Source organism: Chitinophaga sp. HK235 (genome assembly GCF_018255755.1).
In the GTDB taxonomy this organism is placed as follows: Bacteria; Bacteroidota; Bacteroidia; order Chitinophagales; family Chitinophagaceae; genus Chitinophaga.
In genome coordinates this window covers 1,839,401-1,862,209 of the sequence record NZ_CP073766.1, presented here as the reverse complement: position 1 = coordinate 1,862,209, position 22,809 = coordinate 1,839,401, and the positions used below count along the sequence as shown (strand labels likewise).

At 44.3% G+C, this 22,809-nt stretch carries 19 protein-coding genes; 13 read left to right on the top strand and 6 right to left on the bottom strand.

Annotated elements, in window-relative coordinates:
* Positions 1-3 precede the first annotated feature (3 nt).
* Entirely contained in the window at positions 4-495 is a 492-nt protein-coding gene (locus KD145_RS05895; protein ID WP_212004980.1) for a hypothetical protein, read from the top strand.
* 11 nt (positions 496-506) lie between these two features.
* Entirely contained in the window at positions 507-1,454 is a 948-nt protein-coding gene (locus KD145_RS05890; protein ID WP_212004979.1) for a hypothetical protein, read from the top strand.
* Here the strand turns inward: KD145_RS05890 and KD145_RS05885 are convergent.
* Positions 1,393-1,959 carry a hypothetical protein gene (locus KD145_RS05885; protein WP_212004978.1) on the bottom strand — a complete coding sequence of 189 codons (567 nt, stop codon included), beginning with the start codon at positions 1,957-1,959 and terminating at the stop codon, positions 1,393-1,395. The genes KD145_RS05890 and KD145_RS05885 overlap by 62 nt on opposite strands.
* 81 nt (positions 1,960-2,040) lie before the next feature.
* Between KD145_RS05885 and KD145_RS05880 the strand changes: the two genes are divergently transcribed.
* The 6 genes from KD145_RS05880 to KD145_RS05855 are packed head-to-tail and all read left to right on the top strand — an operon-like array spanning position 2,041 to position 8,583.
* Complete coding sequence (locus tag KD145_RS05880) at positions 2,041-2,922, top strand: polyketide synthase dehydratase domain-containing protein (RefSeq protein WP_212004977.1); 882 nt, start codon at positions 2,041-2,043, stop codon at positions 2,920-2,922.
* A 27-nt stretch (positions 2,923-2,949) separates the two neighbouring features.
* Complete coding sequence (locus tag KD145_RS05875; RefSeq protein ID WP_212004976.1) at positions 2,950-3,504, top strand: hypothetical protein; 555 nt, start codon at positions 2,950-2,952, stop codon at positions 3,502-3,504.
* A 29-nt stretch (positions 3,505-3,533) separates the two neighbouring features.
* The gene (locus KD145_RS05870) at positions 3,534-4,976 is read left to right on the top strand and encodes an aminotransferase class I/II-fold pyridoxal phosphate-dependent enzyme (RefSeq protein ID WP_212004975.1); all 1,443 of its coding nucleotides are present in this window, start codon (positions 3,534-3,536) and stop codon (positions 4,974-4,976) included.
* A gap of 24 nt (positions 4,977-5,000) precedes the next feature.
* Positions 5,001-5,978, top strand: a complete 978-nt coding sequence (sbnA, locus tag KD145_RS05865; RefSeq protein ID WP_212004974.1) for a 2,3-diaminopropionate biosynthesis protein SbnA — start codon at positions 5,001-5,003, stop codon at positions 5,976-5,978.
* Positions 5,965-6,930 (top strand): 2,3-diaminopropionate biosynthesis protein SbnB, encoded by a 966-nt coding sequence (locus KD145_RS05860; protein WP_212004973.1) that lies wholly within the window; start codon positions 5,965-5,967, stop codon positions 6,928-6,930. The genes sbnA and KD145_RS05860 overlap by 14 nt, the downstream gene beginning before the upstream one ends.
* Positions 6,931-6,948: 18 nt before the next feature.
* The gene (locus tag KD145_RS05855; protein ID WP_212004972.1) at positions 6,949-8,583 is read left to right on the top strand and encodes a cyclic peptide export ABC transporter; all 1,635 of its coding nucleotides are present in this window, start codon (positions 6,949-6,951) and stop codon (positions 8,581-8,583) included.
* 69 nt (positions 8,584-8,652) lie between these two features.
* On the opposite strand, the gene KD145_RS05850 is transcribed toward KD145_RS05855, so the two are convergent.
* The 3 genes from KD145_RS05850 to KD145_RS05840 form a co-directional block, all read right to left on the bottom strand.
* Positions 8,653-9,393 (bottom strand): bifunctional 2-polyprenyl-6-hydroxyphenol methylase/3-demethylubiquinol 3-O-methyltransferase UbiG, encoded by a 741-nt coding sequence (locus tag KD145_RS05850; RefSeq protein ID WP_212006714.1) that lies wholly within the window; start codon positions 9,391-9,393, stop codon positions 8,653-8,655.
* Positions 9,394-9,666: 273 nt separating this feature from the next.
* Positions 9,667-11,145, bottom strand: a complete 1,479-nt coding sequence (locus KD145_RS05845) for a SusD/RagB family nutrient-binding outer membrane lipoprotein (RefSeq protein WP_212004971.1) — start codon at positions 11,143-11,145, stop codon at positions 9,667-9,669.
* Positions 11,146-11,156: 11 nt separating this feature from the next.
* A complete protein-coding gene (locus KD145_RS05840) occupies positions 11,157-14,411 on the bottom strand; it encodes a SusC/RagA family TonB-linked outer membrane protein (protein ID WP_212004970.1) in 3,255 nt (1,084 codons plus the stop codon).
* 441 nt (positions 14,412-14,852) lie between these two features.
* Between KD145_RS05840 and KD145_RS05835 the strand changes: the two genes are divergently transcribed.
* From KD145_RS05835 to ppsA, 5 genes are all read left to right on the top strand, one after another.
* Positions 14,853-15,653 carry a helix-turn-helix domain-containing protein gene (locus KD145_RS05835; protein ID WP_212004969.1) on the top strand — a complete coding sequence of 267 codons (801 nt, stop codon included), beginning with the start codon at positions 14,853-14,855 and terminating at the stop codon, positions 15,651-15,653.
* Between the two features lie 72 nt (positions 15,654-15,725).
* Positions 15,726-17,300, top strand: coding sequence for an FAD-dependent monooxygenase (locus KD145_RS05830; protein ID WP_212004968.1), 1,575 nt, complete (start codon positions 15,726-15,728; stop codon positions 17,298-17,300).
* Positions 17,301-17,363: 63 nt separating this feature from the next.
* Positions 17,364-17,630 (top strand): hypothetical protein, encoded by a 267-nt coding sequence (locus KD145_RS05825; RefSeq protein WP_212004967.1) that lies wholly within the window; start codon positions 17,364-17,366, stop codon positions 17,628-17,630.
* Positions 17,631-17,850: 220 nt separating this feature from the next.
* Complete coding sequence (locus KD145_RS05820; protein ID WP_212004966.1) at positions 17,851-18,303, top strand: MarR family winged helix-turn-helix transcriptional regulator; 453 nt, start codon at positions 17,851-17,853, stop codon at positions 18,301-18,303.
* Positions 18,300-20,900 (top strand): phosphoenolpyruvate synthase, encoded by a 2,601-nt coding sequence (gene ppsA / locus KD145_RS05815; protein ID WP_212004965.1) that lies wholly within the window; start codon positions 18,300-18,302, stop codon positions 20,898-20,900. Before KD145_RS05820 ends, ppsA begins: the two co-directional genes overlap by 4 nt.
* A 67-nt stretch (positions 20,901-20,967) precedes the next feature.
* Here ppsA and KD145_RS05810 read toward each other — a convergent pair whose 3' ends face one another.
* The gene (locus tag KD145_RS05810) at positions 20,968-21,747 is read right to left on the bottom strand and encodes an alpha/beta hydrolase (RefSeq protein ID WP_212004964.1); all 780 of its coding nucleotides are present in this window, start codon (positions 21,745-21,747) and stop codon (positions 20,968-20,970) included.
* A gap of 95 nt (positions 21,748-21,842) precedes the next feature.
* Complete coding sequence (locus KD145_RS05805; RefSeq protein ID WP_212004963.1) at positions 21,843-22,703, bottom strand: AraC family transcriptional regulator; 861 nt, start codon at positions 22,701-22,703, stop codon at positions 21,843-21,845.
* Positions 22,704-22,809 lie beyond the last annotated feature (106 nt).

The following is a 22,809-nucleotide window of genomic DNA, read 5'->3' as shown; positions in this document are numbered from 1 at the left end:
ATTATGCATTACAGGATTAAAATATTACTGCTGGTTTTTCTGTTCGCCTTTTTTGGTGTTCAGGTATCACATACCTTCTATAATACCAATAACTGGCCTTTCTGTTCCTATAATATGTTCAATAGAATAATGCCGCCGGAAACAGAAGAATTCATGATCTGGCTGTATGATAGTAAAGGAAACCGGCAGCTGGTATTGCCGGGAAATGCCATCCCTATTGAGTATTACAGAACCCCTGTGATTATGGGAGACGTTTTTGATGGTGATAATGAAGACTCAAAACGAAAGTTATGTGAGATACTCCTGAATCACCTGAACAAATCTCCGTGGGGAAAGTTTGATGAAATTCTTCCTGCAGCAAAGCCAACACCAGGAAGTCATTTTATAGGAATGGATGTATTCCTTTACCACTATAATCTGGACCAGTTTAAGTACGGTAAGAAACTTGAACCGGTTAGCGGAAAACTGATTTATTCCTATCATTTACATTCCTAAATCGTAACTATATGATGAAAAAGCTTTTTGGAAAACTGATGTATTTTCTATTCCATCAGCCTGCGGTATGGGAACGCCTTGCTGCACTCCGTATTACGATTAGTACCATTTGCCTGGTTCTGCTTATCTGGGGGGATTACGATACCAGTTTTTATGGACTTACCAGTAGCTTCCTGCACAGACAGGATGCTATCTTTCCATTTCTTCCACCCCTGGGAACCGGTGCATTTGGTGCCCTGAAAGGCATTGCAATATTGAGTGCCTTTCTTACATTAACCGGTCTGTTAACACGTGTGAGTATGGTGGTACTTGCTGTATCATTTTTCCTGCTGAATGGATATGTTGCGGCTAATGACAGTTATTGGCTCGCCTATATTACACATCTGCATTTTTTCTCCTTTGCCTTATGTTGCGTGGATACATCCAGGTATTACTCGCTGGACAGGTTAATTGCCAGGAAAACTTATACGCCCAATAAAGCACAGCAGGAACGTGCTTCCTTTGCTATTGCATTCATGCAGATTTTTATTGCAGTACTCTATTTGCAGACAGGAATTTCCAAACTACTCAATTCAGGAGTCGGATGGTTTATTTCCGGCCAGACCAGCTATTATGCTACCATGATGTTCGGTACACGTCTGGGGCAATTTATGACACAGTACAGGGGGGTATATCATTTCATTGGCATATACACCGGAATTGTGGAAGTGGGATTCTTTTTTGCATTCCTGTTTCGTCGTACACATAAGGTACTGGCATTCCTGGGCATGTCTCTGCATATTGGAATATACTGCCTGATGATATTGTCATTCTTTATGTTATGGTGGATTTATCCCGCACTCTTTTTATTCAGGAATAACTGGAAAGACAATGCCAATAGAGGTGAAGACCCATTGGTCATTCCTCTGCAAGGTGAACGACTTCTTCAAGATCAACCGGATATTGAAAGGATCTCTTAATTTCTTTTTTCTGTGTCAGATAATGATGAAGGCAATAAAACATTTCTTCTGTAAATAATGAATAATCGTAAAAGTTGAATTTGATAAAGTGATACTTCCTGTTGGCTACTTTTTTTGAATCGCCTTGAATAAGATGAAGTGTAGCATCCGCAGATTTTGTAATGGATAAAAAATGCTTTTTAAAACCCTGTAGATACGTAAATGAAATATGATGAGTACCTGTTTCCACCATACCCTCACCGCCAGGCAGCGCACCGGGAAGACGTACATAACCAAAATAGTTACTGGTTAAAAGTCCGATCTCCAGCCCTGCATATTTTCTGAATGATTCACTGCGAAAGCCCTTAAAAAGCAAACCTTTTTTAGATAATGACGAAGGAGTGATCCAGGGAAACAGCTCAGGATTCTGGTGATATATTTTAAAAAAAGTTTCAAAAATTTTTCTGTGTGCTGGTGTGGAAGGTTTGGGAAGGAATATAGGGCTTCTGAAAAATAGAAAACTCATCGTATAGTTTTTTAAGGGTTAATGACAGCTAAAATATATGTTTTGAATCAGATAATGGATGTTTTAAATAAAAAAAAATCAATGGAACTATTACCGGGAGATACAGCACTGGAAACGCAGGTATTTTTCCAGACCTATGTTCGACGGGGGAAAGATCAGTGCGAATTTGAATTGAGCTTGTCGGCAAAGAGCCACTGGATGCTGCATGAACATCGTATTGGAGAATTGGTGGCGCTACCGGCTACAGGATTTGTAGAATTGATCCTGGCGGCCTGCCGGCTTTACTTTCACTGGTCCATGATTGAAGTGACAAAGTTGACTATATGCCAACCACTGCTGATGCAGGAAGATGAAGAAGGTACACTTAAAATACTTTTCACAGGAAATGAAGACCAGTCAACGTTTTCAGTAACATTTTCCCGTACAGGGAGTGATGTTGTAGAGCATGTTACGGGTATGGCAAAAATGATTACAGCGCAGATAGGAGAGAGGATGGATATTGAAAGGCACATTGCAGCATATCAATCGGTAGATTTCAAGGAGCAGCAGGAGGAAAAACCAGGCTATCCGGAAACTTCCTATCAGTTAAAATTTGGCAGACGATGGACGGACGTGCACCGGCAGCTGTGGAGAGGTGAGGAGAGCGGTATTGCCTGGTTAATGTTGGCACCGGACTTCGAAGAAGATATTAAAACATATGCTGTTCATCCTGCACTGTTGGACGTGGCTATTACACTCTTGCTTGACAGCGCTATGCTGGCGCCATTTCAATTCAAATCTATCAGGTATTATCACCCTTTGCCGGCACAGTACTATTGCCATGCAACCCTTCATCCTGCAGCAGGTGGGGTGGAAACAGATATTATCATTACTGACAGGGACGGAAATATATTATTGGAAATTGAAAAATATTATTTGTTGGAAGTATCGGAGAATCAGTTGACATCCATCACTGGTAAATGAAGAAATTATCATCCTTAACGTATTAAAATGGAATCTACAAATTTAACCCTGAATGAACCTGTAACCGTTCTGGAAAGCGTTGACCCGTGGCTGGAAGATGGCCACCTGACTGTGGAAGAAGCCTATACCCGATACATGAAGATGTATGACATCACCCCGGATACGCATATTCCATGGATCGTCAGGCTGATAGAGAATCCCGCTTCTCCATTGCCGTTATCAGGTGCCGTTACCCTGTATCATCATGATATTATACATTGTCTTCTTGGCCGGGGCCTTACGAATGCAGATGAAGCGTTTGTAATTGGATTTACTATGGGTAGTGTTCCCAGCCTGAAAAAAATCGAAGTGGCATGGTTCAGGTTTGCGAGTCGTTACCTGTACCCTGGTAAATTCCGACTTACAAAAATGGAAGTAAACATTTTTCTGGAAGCAGTCCGTCTTGCGAAGGCAACGAATGGTCTGCATTCACTGGAAGATTTTAATCCTCATCAGTATCTGAAAATGTCTCTTCCCGAAGTGCGGCAGATGTTGGGCATTCCTGTCCAGCACCTTACCTATACAATGTTTCCTGACAAGTAAAAAATTCTTACAATAAATTAAACCTGATTATGCAATATCTTAGTAATGACATGTACACAAGACTGATTGATGCTTTTACAATTGCAGCCTATCAGCAGTGTGACTATCTGGACCTGGTTAACTTCAATCGTGAAATCTACGGCGAGGTAATAAATTCCGGTATCGTAGAGGATATTTTCAAACCATCATATGGATATGGTGCGCCGGATGGTTCTTTCGAACTCGGAAAACTTGTAAAGGCACTTGAAACGGCCAGGATTCAACAGTACAATAACTGGCTGAAAAAAAATTATCCGGCTATTGCATCCACCGTTCTTGGGAAAGGGGTGGATATGGAATCTCTCGCTGTTGGATCCGGAATGGGGACTACCGGGGTGATGGGTAGTTTGCTTAAATCCATATTTGATATGGAGCGCCCGCGGTTCGCCGGAAAGCCGGATGTTGTATTATGTGTCCCGAACTATAGTGTTTATGATGGAATCGTAAATGCGCATGGTGGTAAAAGCAAATATCTGCTTACAAAAGCAGAGAACAGTTTCCTCCCAACAGTGGAAGAGGTATCGGAAGCTATTGATGAAAACACTGTGGCACTTGTGCTGACATACCCGAACAATCCTGCTCAGAGCACCTATGAGCCTGAAAACCTCCAGACGCTGGTGGATATTGTTAAAACCTGCCAGGATAAAAAAGTTTATCTTATTGTTGATAATATTTACCAGGAAACAATCTGGGATGAAAACATGCTGAACCCGGAGATCTTCAGCCTGACAGAAAAGCCGGATTATCTTTTTAAAGTATTCGGAGCAAGCAAAGACAGACCATTTTTCTCAGGTCTTCGCATGGGATATATGATTGGCGATCCGCGTATCAAACAAGCCTATCAATATTATGCTTCTCTCTTTAACAATACACATAATAATCACACCAGTCTGGTATTCGCCATCGATCTGTTATTCCGTAAAAAAATGCTGGACAGGACTCCGCTGGTCGCTGAAGATGTAGCGCTGATGGATACTTTCCTCGCCGGCTGGAATGTGAAAATGGATGTGCAGAAAGTACTCGACGGGATTCTGGATAATGGGCTATTTGAACATTATAAGAAGATGGTTCATCATAGTAATACGGTACAGGCGGAAAGCATGTCAAAAATTATTACTGCCCTGCACCAGCTACCACTTATCAGTGCAGTTGTTAATGGCAATATTGGCAATGTGATCTTTGCAAAGGCTAACCCTGCACTCTTTGGTGGCAACTGTGATGTGCTGTTCCGGGAAACATTAAATGGTGCAAGACTTGGAATATTACCCGGCAACGTATTCGGAATGCCGCAGGAAAATGGACATGCATGGTTCCGTATTACTACTATCCACGAACCCGCTGAAGTTATTATTAACCGCCTTGAATTGATGAATGATCATTTTTTGCGTTATGCTGAAATGAATGCAGCTGTGATGGAAACAAATTTGCAATAGTCGTTTACCCAAAATTTTACCTGAATGTCTCTATTATCCGCAATTGAAAAAATCGAACAACGAATTGGTAATACACCCTGTATTCAACTGGAAAATAGTGGCTGTAATCTTTTTGCGAAACTGGAATTTGAGAACTTTATGGGTAGTGTCAAGGACCGTTCAGCCTGTTATATACTCAAAAGTGCCATAAAGAAAAACCTGATTCATCCTGAATCTGTGGTGATTGAATCTAGTTCAGGGAATTTTGGAATCGCACTGGCTGGGATTTGCAGAAGACTCAACCTGAAATTCATCCCGGTAATTGATCCCAATACTGCTGATGAAAAGGAAAAATTATTGCGTTTGTTGTCCTTTAATGTAGTTAAGGTAACAGAGCGTGATTCTTCAGGTGGTTTCCTTCTCAACAGGCTTGCTACACTGAAAGAACTACTGGCCATATATCCTGGCTCTTATCATCCTAACCAGTATGAGAACGAAGATAATTTTCTCAGCTACTATCATTCATTGGGCAAGGAGGTTTGTGACAGCTTTACGAATCTTGATTATGCCTTCATCAGTGTTAGCACCGGAGGAACTATTACCGGTGTGTCGCGAAGACTGAAGGAGAAATTTCCGAATGTTCGCATTATTGGAGTAGATGTGGAAGGCTCCATGGTATTCCAGAGTAAGCCAGGGGTCAGACATCTGTCAGGGATTGGATCAAGTCAGCATTCTACTATGATCAGATCGGCAGAAATCGATGATTATATGATCCTGTCTGAAGAAGAGATCATAGCAGGATGCAGGCAGTTGCTCCGGGATGAAATGCTCTTTGGAGGGGCGTCAACCGGAGCGGTATATGCTGCTGCAAGGAAATATCTGATTGGAAATGGACTCCAACAGAAGTCCGCGCTCATTATCTGTCCTGATAAGGGAAATGCTTACCTGGATACGGTGTATAGTAGCGATTGGGTGGAAAAAACGATTAACTCAAGCAATAAAATGATGTATGAAATATCTTAGTGAACAGCATATAATGGAGATAGGAATGGATTGGAACGGTCTGGCGGATGTAATACAGACCGCGTCGGAACTGTTGCGAAATGGTGATACCAGCCAGCCGGTAAAGCCATATCTAAGGTACCGTGACCCTAAGAACAGGATTATTGCCATGCCGGCATTCGTTGGCGGAAGTATCAATACAGCAGGTATAAAGTGGATTGCCAGCTTTCCGGGAAACATTCAGCATCAGATTCCCCGTGCACATGCTACTATCATACTTAACGAGGCTGATACCGGGATTCCCTTTGCCATTCTGAACACTGCAACTGTAAGCGCAATCCGGACAGCTGCAGTGACAGCCGCAGTCATCAGAAAGTATATTACGCTCAATGCCTGTGAAAATATCAATTTTGGAATCATCGGTTTTGGACCTATTGGCAGAATGCATCTATCCATGGTTGATGCACTCTGGGGAAATAAACTGGATAAGATCTATATCTATGATCTGCGAAAACCAGATGAGATAAACATCCCGGCACACCTGCAATCAAAGGTGGTTATCTGCAACGACTGGCAAACCGTGTTCGACAATAGCAGAATATTGATTACCTGTACCGTCTCTTCCGGTAGATATATTAATAGCATACCCGCTAAAGGTACCCTGCATCTGAATGTCTCGCTGAGGGATTATGACCCGTCATTTCTCCTGAGTGTTGACAGAATGGTGGTGGACGACTGGGAGGAGATCTGTCGTGAAAATACGGATGTAGAACAGATGCACCTGCAATATGGACTTTCGGAGGACCAGACTTTTAACATCAGTCAGGTTTTACTGGACGATGCTGTTCTGGAAGATGCGGGAAATAGTGTAGTCATGTTTAATCCTATGGGGATGGCCATCTTCGACATCGCCATCGCCAGGTATTATTTCGATATGTCCGAGCATATGAAAACAGGACAATCACTCGTTTAAAATCAATGTAGCTGGAATATGGCGCTGTATCATCTGTTCTTTAAAGTTCATTTCAGAAAATTTCTGCATTTCGCGATTGCAGGATGTATATCCGGAATTGCAAATAGTTGCCTGCTAATAATAATCAATAACCAGGTAGGGAAAAGCGCAGATGGTGGTAGTATGAAAGACGCCCTGTACTTTTTTTCGTTACTGCTCATATTTGTAGTCTCAACCAGGTTGTTATCCGGGGCTATCATTCGTTTTACGCAGCGGCAATTAGGTCAGGTCCGCCTTGAAATGACTGATATGATTATCAAATCCGATTATGCTGATATAAATGAAAAACAAAGCAGGATTTATGCATGTCTTACGAGAGATGTGGTGGTGTTATCCGAATCCTGCCTTGGGATTGTGGAACTGATCAGTGCTATTATTGTATTCGCCTGCTGTATTATTTATCTCGGTATATTATCGCTGAAAGTGCTGATTGTTACTGCGTTGCTGGTAACCATAGGCTTGCTGTTATACCTGTTTAACCGAAAGTTTTTCGTTGCTCATCTATCCAGGGCACGGGATACGGAAGAACAGTTTGTGCGGCATCTGGAATATATTCTGGGCGGATTTAAGGAGATAAAGATCAATCCTGCAAAAGGAACGGAAATATACGATTCAGAAATCAGGAAAGACATTAAAGAAAGTATATTCTTCCATAGTAAAGGAATTATCGGCATGATCAATAATAACTTTTTTGTTCAGTTGAGCTACTATTCCTTTATTGGTTTTTTCCTGTTTGGTTTTTCAGATTATCTGTTGCAAGGCAGCCACGTAAGTGTAACCCGTCTTATATTTCTGCTGCTCTTTATTCTGAAGCCTCTGGAGACTATTCTCATGCAAATCCCTGGTATTGCGCTGGCAAATGTAGCCGCAGCAAGGATCATGCAAATGAAAGAAGAACTGAGACCAGATACGAAACCCTACACTGCAGCACCTGTAATATCAAAATACCAGGAATTTCAGTCTCTTAGCTATCGTAATATTGAATTTTCCTATGATAGTAAGGGGGAAGATCCTTCATTCGGGTTGGGGCCAATTAATATGGAAATCGAAAAAGGGTCCATAACGTTCATTCAAGGGGGAAATGGTAGTGGAAAGACTACCTTTCTCAAGGTGCTGCTGCATATGTTTCCTGCGGACCACGGACAGATTCTGCTTAATGGTCATGAAGTTACGGATGACAGAAAAAACGAGTATACTTCCTGTTTTTCGGTTGTTTTTAGTGATTATTATCTCTTTGATAAGCTGTACGGGGTATCGGATCCCGTTCTGTCACAATTCCGGGAGTATCTGTCGCTTTTTGAAATTACACATAAGGTAGAAATGACGGACCGGATTTTTTCAACCATCGATCTGTCGGCAGGTCAGCGCAAAAGGCTGGCATTGATAGCGGCACTGATGGAAAACAGGCCGGTATTGGTACTGGATGAATGGGCTGCAGATCAGGATCCCCTTTTTCGCAGGAAGTTTTATGAAATAATACTACCAGCCCTTATCAGCGAGGGGCGCACTATTATCGCCATAACCCACGATGATAGCTATTTTCATGTCGCACACCGATTGTATCGAATGGATACAGGTGTATTGAGTGAAGTTTCGAGTGGAAGTTTCGTGTAGTGATTTCCCGGAAGGTATACGGTTCGTCAAGGATAAGGGTCAGGAAATCCTATCCTTGACGATAGGTTGTTACTGATTGTACACGGCTTTGATGGAATACAGCAGTGGTATTTTATTTTTCATGGATGCAATCTGATAGGAATCCGGTCCTGTTTTCACCATGTTACTGAAACATTCATAGGGTGATGTTGCATGTTCATTAAAAAAGCTGATGGTCAGACCCGCTTTGATTAATGCATTCAGGATGTCACTGAGACTATGATTCCATCCATATTCCTTATCCTTAAGATCTGCTTCCCTGTCGGCATATGTACCTGAATTTTCTTCTTCTATGGGCTCGCCGGTATTAAAATATGGATATTTGAAATAAGAAAATTCTTCATCAAACATCCATACTATGGGATGAAAATCGACCATATAAAAAATTCCTCCGGGCTTAAGTCGTTCCACTATTACTGCAGCCCATCTGTCCAGGTCAGGCAGCCAGCCGATCGTTCCATAGGAGGTAAATACAATATCAAATTTGTCTGTAATATGCAGACCGGCATCATAGACATTACTACAAACAAACTGGCTGTTTGCCCCAAGTTCCGATGCGAGGTTTTTTGCGGCAGTTATCGCCTTGTCAGAGAAATCAAGGCCGGTAGTAATCGCTCCCAGTCTGGACCATGAGATCGTATCCATTCCAAAATGGCATTGCAGGTGAAGGAGCTTTTTGCCAGATACATCTCCTAATTCATGGATTTCTATTGGGTTTAAGGATGTGCTCCCGGCTTTAAATTTGTCCAGATTATAAAATGCTGATTTCATGTGGACATCCGTCTTGTTGTTCCACAGTTCTTTGTTCACAGAAAAATAGGTGTTTGGGTCAGTCACGTGTCTTGAGTTTAATTTTAGAGAAATAACAATATGAAGGATGCCTTCCTTAAGAAGATTGGTGCTATGGATAAAGCCTTGCAATCTTTGAATAAAACGAATATAAAGCAGAAATATGGAATAAAATAATCCGGTGATAAAATAAGGCCGGCCTTCCTGCGAAGACCGGCCCTTTCTTATGACCGTCTCTATATTCTCAATGGTATATTAATAAAGATCCCAGAAATGTTTGGCAGCTTTGCTGTCTTTTCCGCCGATAGCCTGAACAGCTTTGTCGTAGTTGCTTTTATTCAGCTGTTGTTCATCTACGGGATATGTCATGCGGGTGGGTACTACGGTTACATCACGGTCGAGTGAGCCGTCAACGGGGGCCACGAACAGATCCTGTCCATTAGGTTTTTTGATGTCGAGCCTCAGTCTTTCAAACCATCCTTCCAGTCCCTGCATGTACATGGCAATCCATTTTTGTGTACCGATTACATTCTTCCATTGGCCGCCATTGTAGGGTACACCGGCGATGTAAGGATCAATGCCGGAGGGCGGAACGCCGCGGTCTTCCAGGGAAGCCCTGATCCCTTTTTTGTAATGATCTTCGGCAGAGCCGCTAATGATGTTTCTCTCTATAGCTTCAGCAAGTATAAATTCCACCTCGGCGTAGTCCATATAAACGCCGGGGGCTTTAGCGTCCAGCACAGCGCTGCCGGGCAATGAGATGGCGCTGTTGGGGATCGTTTCCCCATTCTGCTGGTTTAATCCGTATGGTTTGCCAATATACCTGCCATTGTCTTTTGCAGGTGCTGCATAAATGGGCAGTCGGGGATCATTGATGTCGAGCATGTAGTCTACCATTGTTTTGCACATGCAGAAATCGACACGTGATTTATAGGATTCATTCAGTGTATTATTGTTCGGGGGAGCTTCCACATACCTGAATAGGGCATTGTCTGCATTGGAAGTGAACACCCCGGAGGTTACGGCATCGTTGATGGCCTGGTTGACGAGCGTTTGCATAGCGGGAACATCACTAACCCGCATAGCTATACGAAGCCGGAGCGAGTTGGCAAAACGTTTCCACTTATTGACATCCCCGTTATAGATGATATCTGTTTTGGCAGGGAATGATCCTTTGGAAGGGTCCAGTTTGGCCACCTGGTCTCCCAGTATTTTCAGGAGATCGGTGTAGATGGTAATAGCCTTGTCGTATGGGCTGTTGGGCTGGTCAAGGCCGCCCTGTGATAATTTGTAGGGAATATCTTCATATACGTCCACCAGCATATGATAGGTCCATGCTTTCATGATTTCAGCGATGGCTATCTGGTTGGGAGAATAATCGAAAGGTTTTTCCTTATTGATTTTAATGATTTCGTTAAGATCTTTTATGGAGCCGGCATACATAATGTTCCAGAATTCATTATTCCGGTTTTCACGGATCTGGTAGCGGCTTTCATTGGAGTAGGTGGTGGCAGACCAGTATTGGGCGTAATGCATACCGGTACGTCCGTTGTTCCATTCGTTCCAGATGTTATCTATGGCTTTTTTCTCGGCAGAGACCAGCAGGTAGCCCGGATCTGTAGTTTTAGGATTATTCGGGTCCTGGTTGATCTCATCAAATTTTTTAGTACAGCCTGCTAGCAGGAGTATCAGTACCGACGCGAAACACAGTTCTTTAAATACTGTTTTTTTCATGGCGTAATTTTTTAGAAGGAAACGGATAAGTTAACACCGAAAGAACGCACAGAGGGGAGGGCAGCGGCTTCAATTCCCTGTACGTTACCGGCGGATATGGCCAGGTTGGTAGGATCGAGATGCGGATTGGAGCTACTGATCAGCCATACATTCCTGGCGGAGAATGAAAGGCGCAGGTGCTGCATCCTTAATGCGGATACAAATGATTTTTCAAAAGTGTACCCGAGGTTGATCTCTTTCAGGTAGAGATAACCTGCGTCCCACATATCGAGTTCCTGCACCACATATCCGTTGTTGTTATTAAAATGATCATAAGCAGATATTACTTTGGTATTTACCTTGCCGTCTTCTGTGTATCCTTCTGCTACAGTACCTTTTTCCCTGATACCGTTTTCGGCTGTTTCAGCCAGCAGACCGGACTGACGGCCGAACATGGTTGTAGTGGAGAAATATTTTCCACCTATCTGGAAATCAAAGTTGACACCCAGCGAGATACCTTTATAACTGAATATAGAGGAGAATCCGCCGGTATAGTCAGGTAGTGCATTGCCGAGTACAGACTGTTTGTCGGCCCTGATATAGAAACCGTCGGCACCTACAAGCTTGTTGCCGTTGGCGTCCCGTTTAACCGCATAACCAACGATAGAGCCATATGCTTCCCCTTCGCGGGCATTCACGGTTACGGCAAAGGGCGCATTGGCAAGCAGCAGGTTGGTGACCCGGATACCTTTGGCGGGATCGTCGTACAGCTTTTCGATTTTATTCCTGTTACGGGCTATGTTAAAACCAAGGTCCCAGGTGAACCCGCTTTTGGTACGTAGGGGCGTTCCGGTTAGCGCCAGTTCAAAACCCTTATTCCTGATCAGCCCTGCATTGATGATCGCGGTGGTATATCCGGAAGAGGCAGATATGGTCAGTGGTATGATCTGGTCTTTTGACTTTTTGTCGTATACGCTGAGATCTACACCCAGCCTGTTATGCAGGAAACGTAATTCAAGACCTGCTTCTACTTCTGTGGTGATCTCGGGTCTGATATTCGCATTATTCAGCTGGTCTGGTACGGTAATATTGGCGGTGGAACCGAAGTTCTCTTCTGCCAGATAGGCCAGCGCTGTACTATACGGAATAGTACCTTTACCTACCTGTGCCCATCCCAGCCTGAGTTTACCAAAAGACAACCAGGGGGCGTTTTTCAGGTTTTTTATTTCAGAGAATACAAATGACCCGGATACTGATGGGAAGAAGTAGGAATTGTGGGCAGCAGGCAATGTACTGGACCACTCATTCCTGCCGGTGACATCGAGGTATAGCATACCCTGGTACCCCAGCGAAGCACTGCCAAAAACGGCATTTTCACGCAGTTTTTCCACATGGTCATATGCCCGGGCGGGCTGCCGGGAGTTGGCGAGGTTATACCAGCCATCAATATTTAATCCGTCTTTACTCTCTCCGCCTGTGAATTTCAGATAGTTCTCCCTTCTGTTGAGACCAGCAAAGGCAGACAGGGAGAAGTGGGTACCGATTGGCTTATTGAAATTGATACGACCTTCGTAGTTGTTCTCTTTTACAAATCGCGTTGCTTCGATATAGGAGGGGATTCCCTGTGTACCGATCGCTACTCTTTCCTGCCGGCTGTCTGTATAGAAGTCAGTCATAAATTTACCGGTGACGGAAAGATAGTCTGTGATTTTGAAGTTGATACCTGCATTCCCGAATACGCGGTCGCGCCGGTCTGTCTCATAGTTCTTATACCTGGTCCAGTAGGGGTTGTCGGTATACCTGGGAGGCTGATCGTCCCATGCACCCCGGTTCCATGAACGTTGGGAACCATCATATGCATAGGCATAATCTTTCATCTTCTCCATGTCCCAGTCGCGGTGCCCGAATTCGGTGAATCCCTGCATTACATTCCTTCCGTGATAGCCGGTGCCGGGTCTGCCAAGTGCGTTGGTGCCTGCGTAGTTAACGCCTATAAAGGCTTCCAGCCGGCTGGATATGGCATAGTTACCGTTGAAGCTGAGGGAATTGCGTTTAAGCCGGGAGTTGGGCAAGACAAATTTCTGATCCAGGTTGGTATAGGCCAGTCTGAAAGCACCTTTTTCATTACTACCGGAAACGGCTACACTGTTGGTGAGTGTCAGGCCGGTTTCGAAGAAACTGCGGTTGTTGTTGGGATGTGGTTCCCAGGGCGCTGCTACACCGAAATCAGGGTTTTGTTTGTCTTTATCCCATGACCACCAGTGACGAACCAGTCTGCCATCCATTTTGGGACCCCATGAAACATCGGGTTCATAATCGGGAACGAGATCATACGGGCCTTTGCCATCATTATCATTATAAGTGGCTTTACCATCTTTGAATCCTTCCGGATGTTCATTTACATATAGTTTGGTGAAATTATAACCACCACCGTATTCATTCTGGTATTTGGGCATGATGTATACTTTTTCCATCTGTGCACCAAAGTTGTAGGTGACGCCAATACCGCTGGCAATACCTGATTTGGACTTTTTGGTGGTGATGGCAATCACACCGTTGGAACCACGGGTACCGTACAATGCAGATGCTGCCGCACCTTTGAGTACAGACAACGATTCGATATCATTGGGATTGATATCCTGTATGGCATTGCCATAGTCGTATCCGCCACGGCCGCGTTCCTGGTCAATGGCGCTGGTTGGGTTGTTGCCGGTAAAGAAACTGTTATCCATCGGAACACCATCTACTACGAACAGCGGGTTATTGTTTCCGAAGATTGAATTGATACCGCGGATAGTGATCCTGGCAGATCCTCCCATATTACCGGAGGAGCCTGTAACCTGTATACCTGCTACCTTTCCACTGAGTGAGTTGATAAAGTTGGGGTCTTTCGACTGCGTAAGATCCGCACCTTTTACTTCCTGTACGGAGTATCCAAGTGATTTCTTTTCCCTTTTTACGTTGAGCGCAGTAACTACTACTTCCTGCATGGTCTTGTCATCGGGTTGCAGTTCAATGTTGATACTGGCGGCATCTCCCACAGGTATTTCTTTCAACAGGTAACCGATACTTCGGACTACCAGTACGGCATCCTTACCTGGTACAGATAGCTTGAAATTTCCCTGCTGGTCTGTAATCGCGCCGGTAGTAGCACCTTTGAGCTGAACGCTGGCAAATGGAACAGGTGCATTGTTCCCGGTCACTTTTCCGGTTATCTGCCGTTGCTGTGCAGACAATAGGAAATTGATTGCCATGAGAATGGCAATAAGACACAAAGTCTTTTTCATGTGGTTTAGATTTGGTTGAAAAATATAGAGGGTCCGGTCATTATGCTTGAGTCATAATCGTCTTGGGTTTTTCGTTGAAATAAAAAAATGGATTGTTTATCAGGGTCTCATGTAGTTGATCTTCGTGGCATCGGATTAGTTTACTGCAATTGGGTCGCAAACTGGGCTACAGGTCTATCGTTCATCTAAATAAAGATAATAAAATATAGATAAAATCCATCATTGTTTTCATAAATTATCAATTCATCATTTCATCACTGATATCATATTACAGTTGGTAAATCAGCTTTCATGAATCCGCTATTCTGCACGTAATTTTATTGCATTGCTCTATCCCTTTTGTAGGGAAATGAGCAGCGGTGGAGTACGTTCATAAATAAAAAATTAGCCTGCGGAAATACATCTTTACTTACCTTCATGTTTATATAATACATCCCAGATATGCGATCTTTCAAAATGCAGCACCAGGAATTTGAACCGCCTGAGGAGCTACGGGATATCATAAAGTGCTTTTGGTACAACAGTGAAGACTTTGGAGAAGAACCATCAGGTTTTGAAGTACTGCCTGACGGTTATGCTGAAATTATTTTTCATTTCGGAGATGCCTGCAGTATTTCTTACAATGGATGTTTGCAGCCAATGCCATCGCCGTTTATAATGGGACTGCTTAATCAGCCCGTTACTATAAATGCAAAAAATCGTTTGGATATCATTGGTATCAGGTGTTTTCCATGGACCGTGTTTGATTTGCTCGGACTTCCCTCCGGTAGGGACGGCGTGCATATATTGAAGCATCCTGTCGCCCTGCTTCAACCCACATTGAATAAGTATGTGCAGGAGGGCAGGATAGAGGATGCACTGGCTGAGGTAAAACAGTACTTCCTGCATGTTCGGTCGCAGATGGTTATTGACAATACATTATTCAAAGCGGGAGTTGCTATGAGAGAAGCAAACGGCGGCCTGCCGGTAAGCCAGGTGGCGGTGGCAGCTCATGCGACGGTTCGTACACTGGAAAGGAAGTTTAAGCATTTTTCCGGCTATACTGTTAAAGATGTGTCCGGTCTGATACGCTTTGAGCAGATACGAAACCATTTATGGCTTTATCCGGATTCCAATATTGCCGGCCTGGCTCACGAGCTCGGCTATACGGACCAGGCCCACCTAAGCAGGGAGTTCAAACGCTACAGCGGCACTACGCCAGCGGCATTCGCCCGAAAAGCAAGAAAGGAAAACAAACTGTAAACAACGATTTTGTCGTGTTTATACAAGTTTACTGTAAGCACATTCCGGAATTTTGTGTTTCAATCATGCTATATGAAAGTAACACTTGAAAACACGGAGTCTGCACAAAATAATGCTATTTACGATGTAATCATTTCCGGTGCAGGGCCTGTAGGATTATTCCTCGCCTGTGAACTGGCCCTGGCTCACTGTTCTGTCCTGATACTCGAAAAAGCGGAGCATCCGCACTCACCATTAAAACAACTTCCCTTTGGAATGCGGGGGCTCTCGGCGCCCACTGTTGAAGCGCTTTATCGTCGCGGGTTGTTAAATGAACTGGAAGTACCCAAACGCGTTAAAAATCCCCATAGCAGCCCAACTAACGGGCAAGAACCACCACTCCGTCGTCAGGCCGGACACTTCGCCGGCATTCCATTTCATTTCGACAATATTGATACCTCACAATGGAAGTATCGCCTGCCGGGCTCGACCGACACCACTTTATTGTCTGAAATGGAGGAGCTGGAATCTGTGCTGGCCCGCCGCGCAGAAGCCCTGGGCGTACACATCAGGCGCGGTTTTGCCATTACAGACTTCCATCAAACCGGGGATGGGGTGGCTGTTCTGGCAGGTGATCAGTCTTTTAAAGGTCAATGGCTCGTAGGTTGTGATGGTAGCCGCAGCGTTGTCCGTAAGATGGGCGGCTTCGAATTCGCCGGTACAGAGCCGGAATTTACCGGTTACTCTACACTAATGGATATTGCAGACCCGGAGAAACTCAGCCCTGGCCGCAATCTCACAGCAACAGGTATGTATCTGCAATCGCAGCCAGGTTATGTGATAATACAGGATTTTGATGGAGGAGCATTTCATAATAGAGATATGCCAATCACACTTGAACATGTGCAGGAGGTTTTACGCCGTATCTCGAATACAGATGTTACTATCAACGCTCTGCATATCGCGACTACATGGACTGACCGGGCACGGCAGGCCACAGCTTACCGCAACGGACGGATACTTTTAGCGGGTGATGCCGCGCATATTCATTCGCCGTTGGGTGGCCAGGGGCTTAACCTCGGTCTGGGTGACGCCATGAATCTGGGCTGGAAGCTCGCAGCAACCATCCAAAAGAGAGCACCGGAAACTTTGCTGGATAGTTATCATACTGAACGACATCCCATTGGTGTGCAGGTGCTGGATTGGTCGCGCGCCCAGGTAGCCATCATGAAACCTGAACCACCTGCCCGCGCGCTGAATGCAATTGTCCGCGACCTGATGAATACACGCGATGGCGCCACCTATATTGCAGGAAGGGTATGGGGTATTTTCACTCACTATCCTTTCGGTGGCGATCATCCGCTGACAGGCCGCAGTGTTCCCAACTTTGAGTTCGAAGACGGTACCAGGATTGGTGAGTTAATGCGCGATGGTCAGGGGATACTGCTTGATTTTGATATGAATGCTTCGCTTAAAACGCTGGCGCGTGAATATGCTGATCAAATCAGGTATATTTCAGGCAGTGTAAAAGACCGGTTAGGGGTAAGCGCGCTGCTGGTACGTCCTGATGGGATTGTTGCCTGGGCTTCTGACAACGATCCGGATTACAGTGAATTTCAAAAGGCTGTTGATCGCTGGTTTGTTTGTAACGTGGGGATCAGGTGTTAAACAAGCTGAAGGCAGTGTAACGCTACTTTACCTACCATAAACCGCTTTAAATAGTAAAGAAAAATGAAGAATATTATTGAAGGTGTAAATCATATTTTAGCTGAATGGGATCCTCTTGGCGTAGGTGAAAATATCGCGAAAGACGAGTATAAAAGGTATATCCCATTAATACTAAAAGACATTAAAAGCAAAAGGGATTTAACTGTTTGTTTGGAGAACATTTTAATCAATAATTTAGAGGTTGGTTACGACAAAGAAAATAATGAACACAAATACGCCCTTAATAAAATCGTAGAAAAAATAATGCAATTGTACTTAGAGCGTAAATAGAATGTTCGGACTGTAAAGTACCCTGTTCTAATAGCAGTTTAAACCTACAAAAAAAATACTGACTCTTAAGTGGGGCTTCTAATACTGCAAAACTGATACATTCGGAAGACTAGCCAGGATACATAGTGGAATAAATCCTCAAAACCTCCAAAATTATTTGGACATCTTTCAAAATTAATATTATCTTAGTAACTAAGATATTTAGTTAATAAGACATAAAATGGATAAAGACCTGCTCAAACAGATAAGGAAACTGAGCCAGCTGCATGCATACACCTCTATTCAGATGCACGAAGCCATCGCCCGGAAGGCAGGACTCACCGGTACTGACCACAAATACTTAGGGTTTTTAATACAAAAAGGGCAAATGACGGCAGGCGAGCTGGCGGCTTTAACAGGTCTGACCACGGGAGCTGTTACAGGTTTGATAGACAGGCTCGAAAAGAAAAAGCTGGTAAAAAGGCAGTTTGCTGAAAACGACAGACGGAAGGTTATCATTGAACCCAACACGGATAACATCAATGCGCTTTTAGTGCCGCTTTATAAAGAATTCCGTAACAGGTCAGAAAAACTGATTGCTTCATTCTCCGGCAAGGAAGTCAAGGTGCTTGAAACCTACTTCTCAAAAGCAATCGAAATAATGAATGAAACAACAGATAAACTAAAAATATGAGTTCCTATATACTTGGTTTTCAGGAAGTCGATAAGACAAAGTTGGCCATGGTCGGGGGGAAGGGCGCGAACCTGGGAGAGCTTTCCAGGATGGAAGGAGTGCAGGTACCGGATGGATTTTGTATTTCCACGGAGGCTTTTAGGCTGATCATGGAGGAAACGCCATCCATATACGAATTACTGGATCAGTTATCATCGCTAAAGGTGGAAGACCGGGATAAGATAGCTGAATTGAGCCGGGAGCTTCGTAGCATCATTGAAGAAATAACTATCCCTGAAGATATTGCTGAAGAGATCTCCCGTCATCTTTTCCGGCTTGGTGAAAAAAATGCCTATGCGGTACGGTCCAGCGCCACTGCAGAGGATTTGCCGACGGCCTCTTTTGCAGGCCAGCAGGATACCTATCTGAACATCATCGGAAAAGCGGCCATCCTGCAGCATATCAGCAAGTGCTGGGCCTCGCTGTTTACGGAGCGGGCGGTGACTTACCGCCTTCAGCAGGGCTTCGATCACCGTAAAGTATACCTGTCTGTGGTTATTCAGAAGATGGTCTTTCCTCAGGCGGCAGGAATATTGTTTACCGCCGATCCCGTCACATCCAACAGGAAGGTGGTGTCTGTTGATGCTGGCTTCGGGCTTGGAGAGGCACTGGTTTCCGGCCTGGTGAATGCGGATAGTTATAAAGTGAGTAGCGGTAAGATAACCGATAAGAAGATATCCACTAAGAAACTGGCTGTTTATGCAGTCAAAGAGGGCGGCACCCGACAGCAGGAGATGGAGCCTGAGCGGCAGCACAGTCAGGTCCTGACGGATGAGCAGATTTTACAGCTTGAGCACACAGGCAGAAAAATCGAAGCGTATTTCGGCCGGCCTCAGGATATCGAATGGTGTTGGGCGGATGATACCTGTTATATTGTCCAGAGCCGGCCAATCACTACTTTATATCCGATCCCCGAAACCAATGATTCCGAAAATCATGTCTATGTATCCGTAGGGCATCAGCAAATGATGACGGATCCCATAAAACCACTGGGATTGTCTTTTTACCTGCTATTTACGCCTGCCTGCATGCGTACCGCGGGAGGAAGATTGTTTGTTGATGTGGCTCCGAATCTGTCTTCGCCGGCTGGCCGGGAAAATTTGTTTAATACCCTCGGACAATCCGATCCGCTTATAAAAGATGCGCTCATGACCATCATGGAGCGGGAAGGTTTTATAAAAGAGAACAAGGAACCGGCTGGTAAAAACCATCAGGGAGCCCCAGCGCTGGATCTTCAGGCAACAATCGAAAATGATCCGGCCATCGTTGCTGATTTGATAAAGTGCAGTGAAACATCGCTGGAAGCATTAAAACAAAACATCCAAACGAAATCCGGACCGGAGTTATTTGATTTTATCCGGGAAGACTTACTGCGACTCAGAAAGACGATGTTTGAGGCGGGGAATATGCGGGTGATTATGGCTGCTATCAATGCTGCTGCATGGATCAATGAAAAAATGAATGAATGGTTAAATGAAAAAAATGTAGCCGATAAACTTTCCCAATCAGTACCCAACAATATTACTTCGGAAATGGGACTGGCGCTGATGGATGTCGCAGATGTCATTCGCCATTATCCCCAGGTGGTAGACTATTTGCAGCATATAAAAGAAGACAGCTTTCTGGATGAACTGATTCAATTTGAGGGTGGACAGCAGATCCGGGACACGCTCTATGCTTATCTTGATAAGTATGGAATGCGGTGTGCCGGAGAAATCGATATTACTAAACCGCGTTGGCGCGAAAAGCCCACCACACTCATTTCCATGATTCTCAGTAATATCAGAAACTTTGAGCCTGGTGCCAGCAAACGGAAATTTGAGCAGGGACTGCAGGAAGCTCTCCGTAAAGAACAAACGTTACTGGAGCGATTGAAACTATTGCCGGATGGGGAACAAAAAGTGGATGAAACAAAACGAAGGATCGACCTGATCAGAAATTTTAGCGGTTATCGTGAGTATCCAAAATATAGCATTGTTAATCATTATTTCGTTTATAAGCAGGCTTTGCTGAAAGAAGCCGAACAGCTCGTGCAGGCCGGCACTATTCAGGAAAAGGAAGATGTATACTATCTCACTTTTGAAGAATTTCATGAAGTGGTACGCACCAATAAACTCGATTATCAGATCATCAGCAAACGAAAAGACGAGTACAAATGGTATGAAAAACTGACGCCACCACGGGTTATCACATCTGATGGTGAAATTGTAACGGGGAAGTATAAACGGGAAAATATCCCTGCGGGAGCTATTGTGGGGCTGCCTGTTTCTTCCGGAGTAATAGAAGGACGGGCACGTGTTATTTTAAATATGGAAGATGCAGATCTGGAAGATGGAGATATATTGGTGACCTCCTTTACAGATCCCAGCTGGACACCGTTGTTCGTTGCTATAAAAGGCCTGGTCACCGAAGTGGGTGGCCTGATGACCCACGGGGCAGTCATAGCGCGGGAATATGGTCTGGCAGCGGTGGTAGGAGTGGAGCATGCTACCAGCCTGATCAAAGACGGACAGCGCATCCGGGTCAATGGGACAGACGGATATGTGGAAATACTATAGGTTGATAAAAAAAAGAACCGGGGCTTATAACCCCGATTCTTTACTTTATATTAAAACGCTTCCGGACTTATTTGCCGGACACTTCTTTGGCGGCCTGCATAATGACAGCGGCTACTTTCTGCGGCTGTGAGACATAAACGGCGTGACTGCCTTTGATCTCAGTAACCCTGGTGTTGGAGCGTTTGTACATATTACGCTGTATGTCCGGGTTAATACTTTTATCTTCTGTAGCAACGATGCCATAGGTGGGTTTGTTTCTCCAGGCGGCATTGGTGATGGGAGTGGCAAAACATTTGCCGTAAAACGCACCTTGTGAGGCATACATGAATGCGGCTTCTTCTTTACTCAGATCAGCACAGAAACCTGCATGGAACTTTGTTTTATCATAGTAAACGATGCCTTTCTCATCCGGAGGCAGTACACCATTCTCGGGCGCGGGTTTGGCAGTCTGAAACCATTGTATGGCAGACTCATTGTTGTCTGGCTGGAAAGCCGCGATATAAACCAATCCTGCAACTTTGGGATGGTTACCGGCCTGTGTGATAACAACGCCACCCCAGGAGTGCCCGGCAAGGATAGCAGGACCATCCTGAGCATCCAGGGCAAGTTTGGTAGCTGTTACGTCGTCCTCCAGGGAAGTTAATGGATTTTGCACGACCGTAACATGGAAACCCTGTTTGGTAAGGGCTTCATAAACTCCCTTATAACCAGAGCCATCAGCAAAGGCTCCATGTACTAATACTACATTTTTTACGGTTTGTGCAGTGGCCGCGGTAGTTGCACCGGTTAAGGTGAAGAGAGCTATGATACCGGCTTTTAATGTGCTGAGTAAGGATTGCTTTTTCATTTTTTATTTCGTTGAAGTTTTTGTTTGAATCAACGATACAAAGATGAGACGAAAAGCAGGCATCGTTTATGAGCACATTGCCCGATTAGTTGTGATTATTTCCCTTCATTGGATATTACTGCTGCATTTCTGAAATCGGAGGGTGATGCTCCGGTGTTCTTTTTGAAGAAGTTGGAGAAGTAGGACACATCTTCAAAGCCCAGCTCAAAGGTGATGTGTTTAATCGATTTGTCGGTATAACGCAAAAGTCGTTTAGCCTCCACCGTAATCCTTTCCTGGATTATCTGCGAAGGAGTCTTCTGATTGTAAATGGCAAAAAGATTGGACAGGGTTTTGGGTGACTTGCAAAGCTGCCCGGCATAAAAGCTAACGGAGTGTTCAGCTTTGAAGTTTGCTTCAACGAGGAGGTTGAACTTTCGGATAATATGAAATCTTTCATCCTGAAGCTTTTTGGTGGGTGCATATCCCAGCTTTGCCAGCTGTGTTACATAGATGATCAGCCGCTTTAACAATACCAGCAGCATTTCGCTCTGGATATGGTCTGAAGTCTTGAACTCCTCAGTAAAAACATCAGATAACAGCTGTAGTTTTTGTTGGGCCTGATCGCCCAGCTTTATAAATAAATGATCGGTACTGCTAAAAAGGAAACCAACACAGCTCACTTCACTATCATGATCGATAATACAATAAAATTCCCGGTTAAATTGCCAGGCAACGATGTCTGCGGAATTTTCAAAACTGAAAGTCTGGTTAAACAAAAGGGTCAGCAGGGTATTGGCCGGGAATTCATGTTCAGTTCCATCAATGGTAACGGTCTGGCTTTCTCCCGGGTTCCATGCAATCGTAAAATACTTATTGAACCGGTCTCTGGTAAAAAATAATCTGTCAAAACCCGCTTCTTCCTTAAAAAGCAGTAATTCCCCACCGGTGTTCTCCTCCCTTAGTGTAAGCCTCATTGTTAGTTAGATGAATGATTAGCAAAATACGATGCCCGTTTCACGTTTAAAGTACGAAAGATCAATCGAAGGCCAAAATTTAGTTTGTGCTGATGTGCCTTTATAA

Coding starts and splice junctions, on each gene's coding strand:
- KD145_RS05895 (WP_212004980.1), top strand. CDS start 4: ATGCATTACAGGATTAAAATATTACTGCTGGTTTTTCTGTTCGCCTTT.
- KD145_RS05890 (WP_212004979.1), top strand. CDS start 507: ATGATGAAAAAGCTTTTTGGAAAACTGATGTATTTTCTATTCCATCAG.
- KD145_RS05885 (WP_212004978.1), bottom strand. CDS start 1,959: ATGAGTTTTCTATTTTTCAGAAGCCCTATATTCCTTCCCAAACCTTCC.
- KD145_RS05880 (WP_212004977.1), top strand. CDS start 2,041: ATGGAACTATTACCGGGAGATACAGCACTGGAAACGCAGGTATTTTTC.
- KD145_RS05875 (WP_212004976.1), top strand. CDS start 2,950: ATGGAATCTACAAATTTAACCCTGAATGAACCTGTAACCGTTCTGGAA.
- KD145_RS05870 (WP_212004975.1), top strand. CDS start 3,534: ATGCAATATCTTAGTAATGACATGTACACAAGACTGATTGATGCTTTT.
- sbnA (WP_212004974.1), top strand. CDS start 5,001: ATGTCTCTATTATCCGCAATTGAAAAAATCGAACAACGAATTGGTAAT.
- KD145_RS05860 (WP_212004973.1), top strand. CDS start 5,965: ATGAAATATCTTAGTGAACAGCATATAATGGAGATAGGAATGGATTGG.
- KD145_RS05855 (WP_212004972.1), top strand. CDS start 6,949: ATGGCGCTGTATCATCTGTTCTTTAAAGTTCATTTCAGAAAATTTCTG.
- KD145_RS05850 (WP_212006714.1), bottom strand. CDS start 9,393: ATGAAATCAGCATTTTATAATCTGGACAAATTTAAAGCCGGGAGCACA.
- KD145_RS05845 (WP_212004971.1), bottom strand. CDS start 11,145: ATGAAAAAAACAGTATTTAAAGAACTGTGTTTCGCGTCGGTACTGATA.
- KD145_RS05840 (WP_212004970.1), bottom strand. CDS start 14,411: ATGAAAAAGACTTTGTGTCTTATTGCCATTCTCATGGCAATCAATTTC.
- KD145_RS05835 (WP_212004969.1), top strand. CDS start 14,853: ATGCGATCTTTCAAAATGCAGCACCAGGAATTTGAACCGCCTGAGGAG.
- KD145_RS05830 (WP_212004968.1), top strand. CDS start 15,726: ATGAAAGTAACACTTGAAAACACGGAGTCTGCACAAAATAATGCTATT.
- KD145_RS05825 (WP_212004967.1), top strand. CDS start 17,364: ATGAAGAATATTATTGAAGGTGTAAATCATATTTTAGCTGAATGGGAT.
- KD145_RS05820 (WP_212004966.1), top strand. CDS start 17,851: ATGGATAAAGACCTGCTCAAACAGATAAGGAAACTGAGCCAGCTGCAT.
- ppsA (WP_212004965.1), top strand. CDS start 18,300: ATGAGTTCCTATATACTTGGTTTTCAGGAAGTCGATAAGACAAAGTTG.
- KD145_RS05810 (WP_212004964.1), bottom strand. CDS start 21,747: ATGAAAAAGCAATCCTTACTCAGCACATTAAAAGCCGGTATCATAGCT.
- KD145_RS05805 (WP_212004963.1), bottom strand. CDS start 22,703: ATGAGGCTTACACTAAGGGAGGAGAACACCGGTGGGGAATTACTGCTT.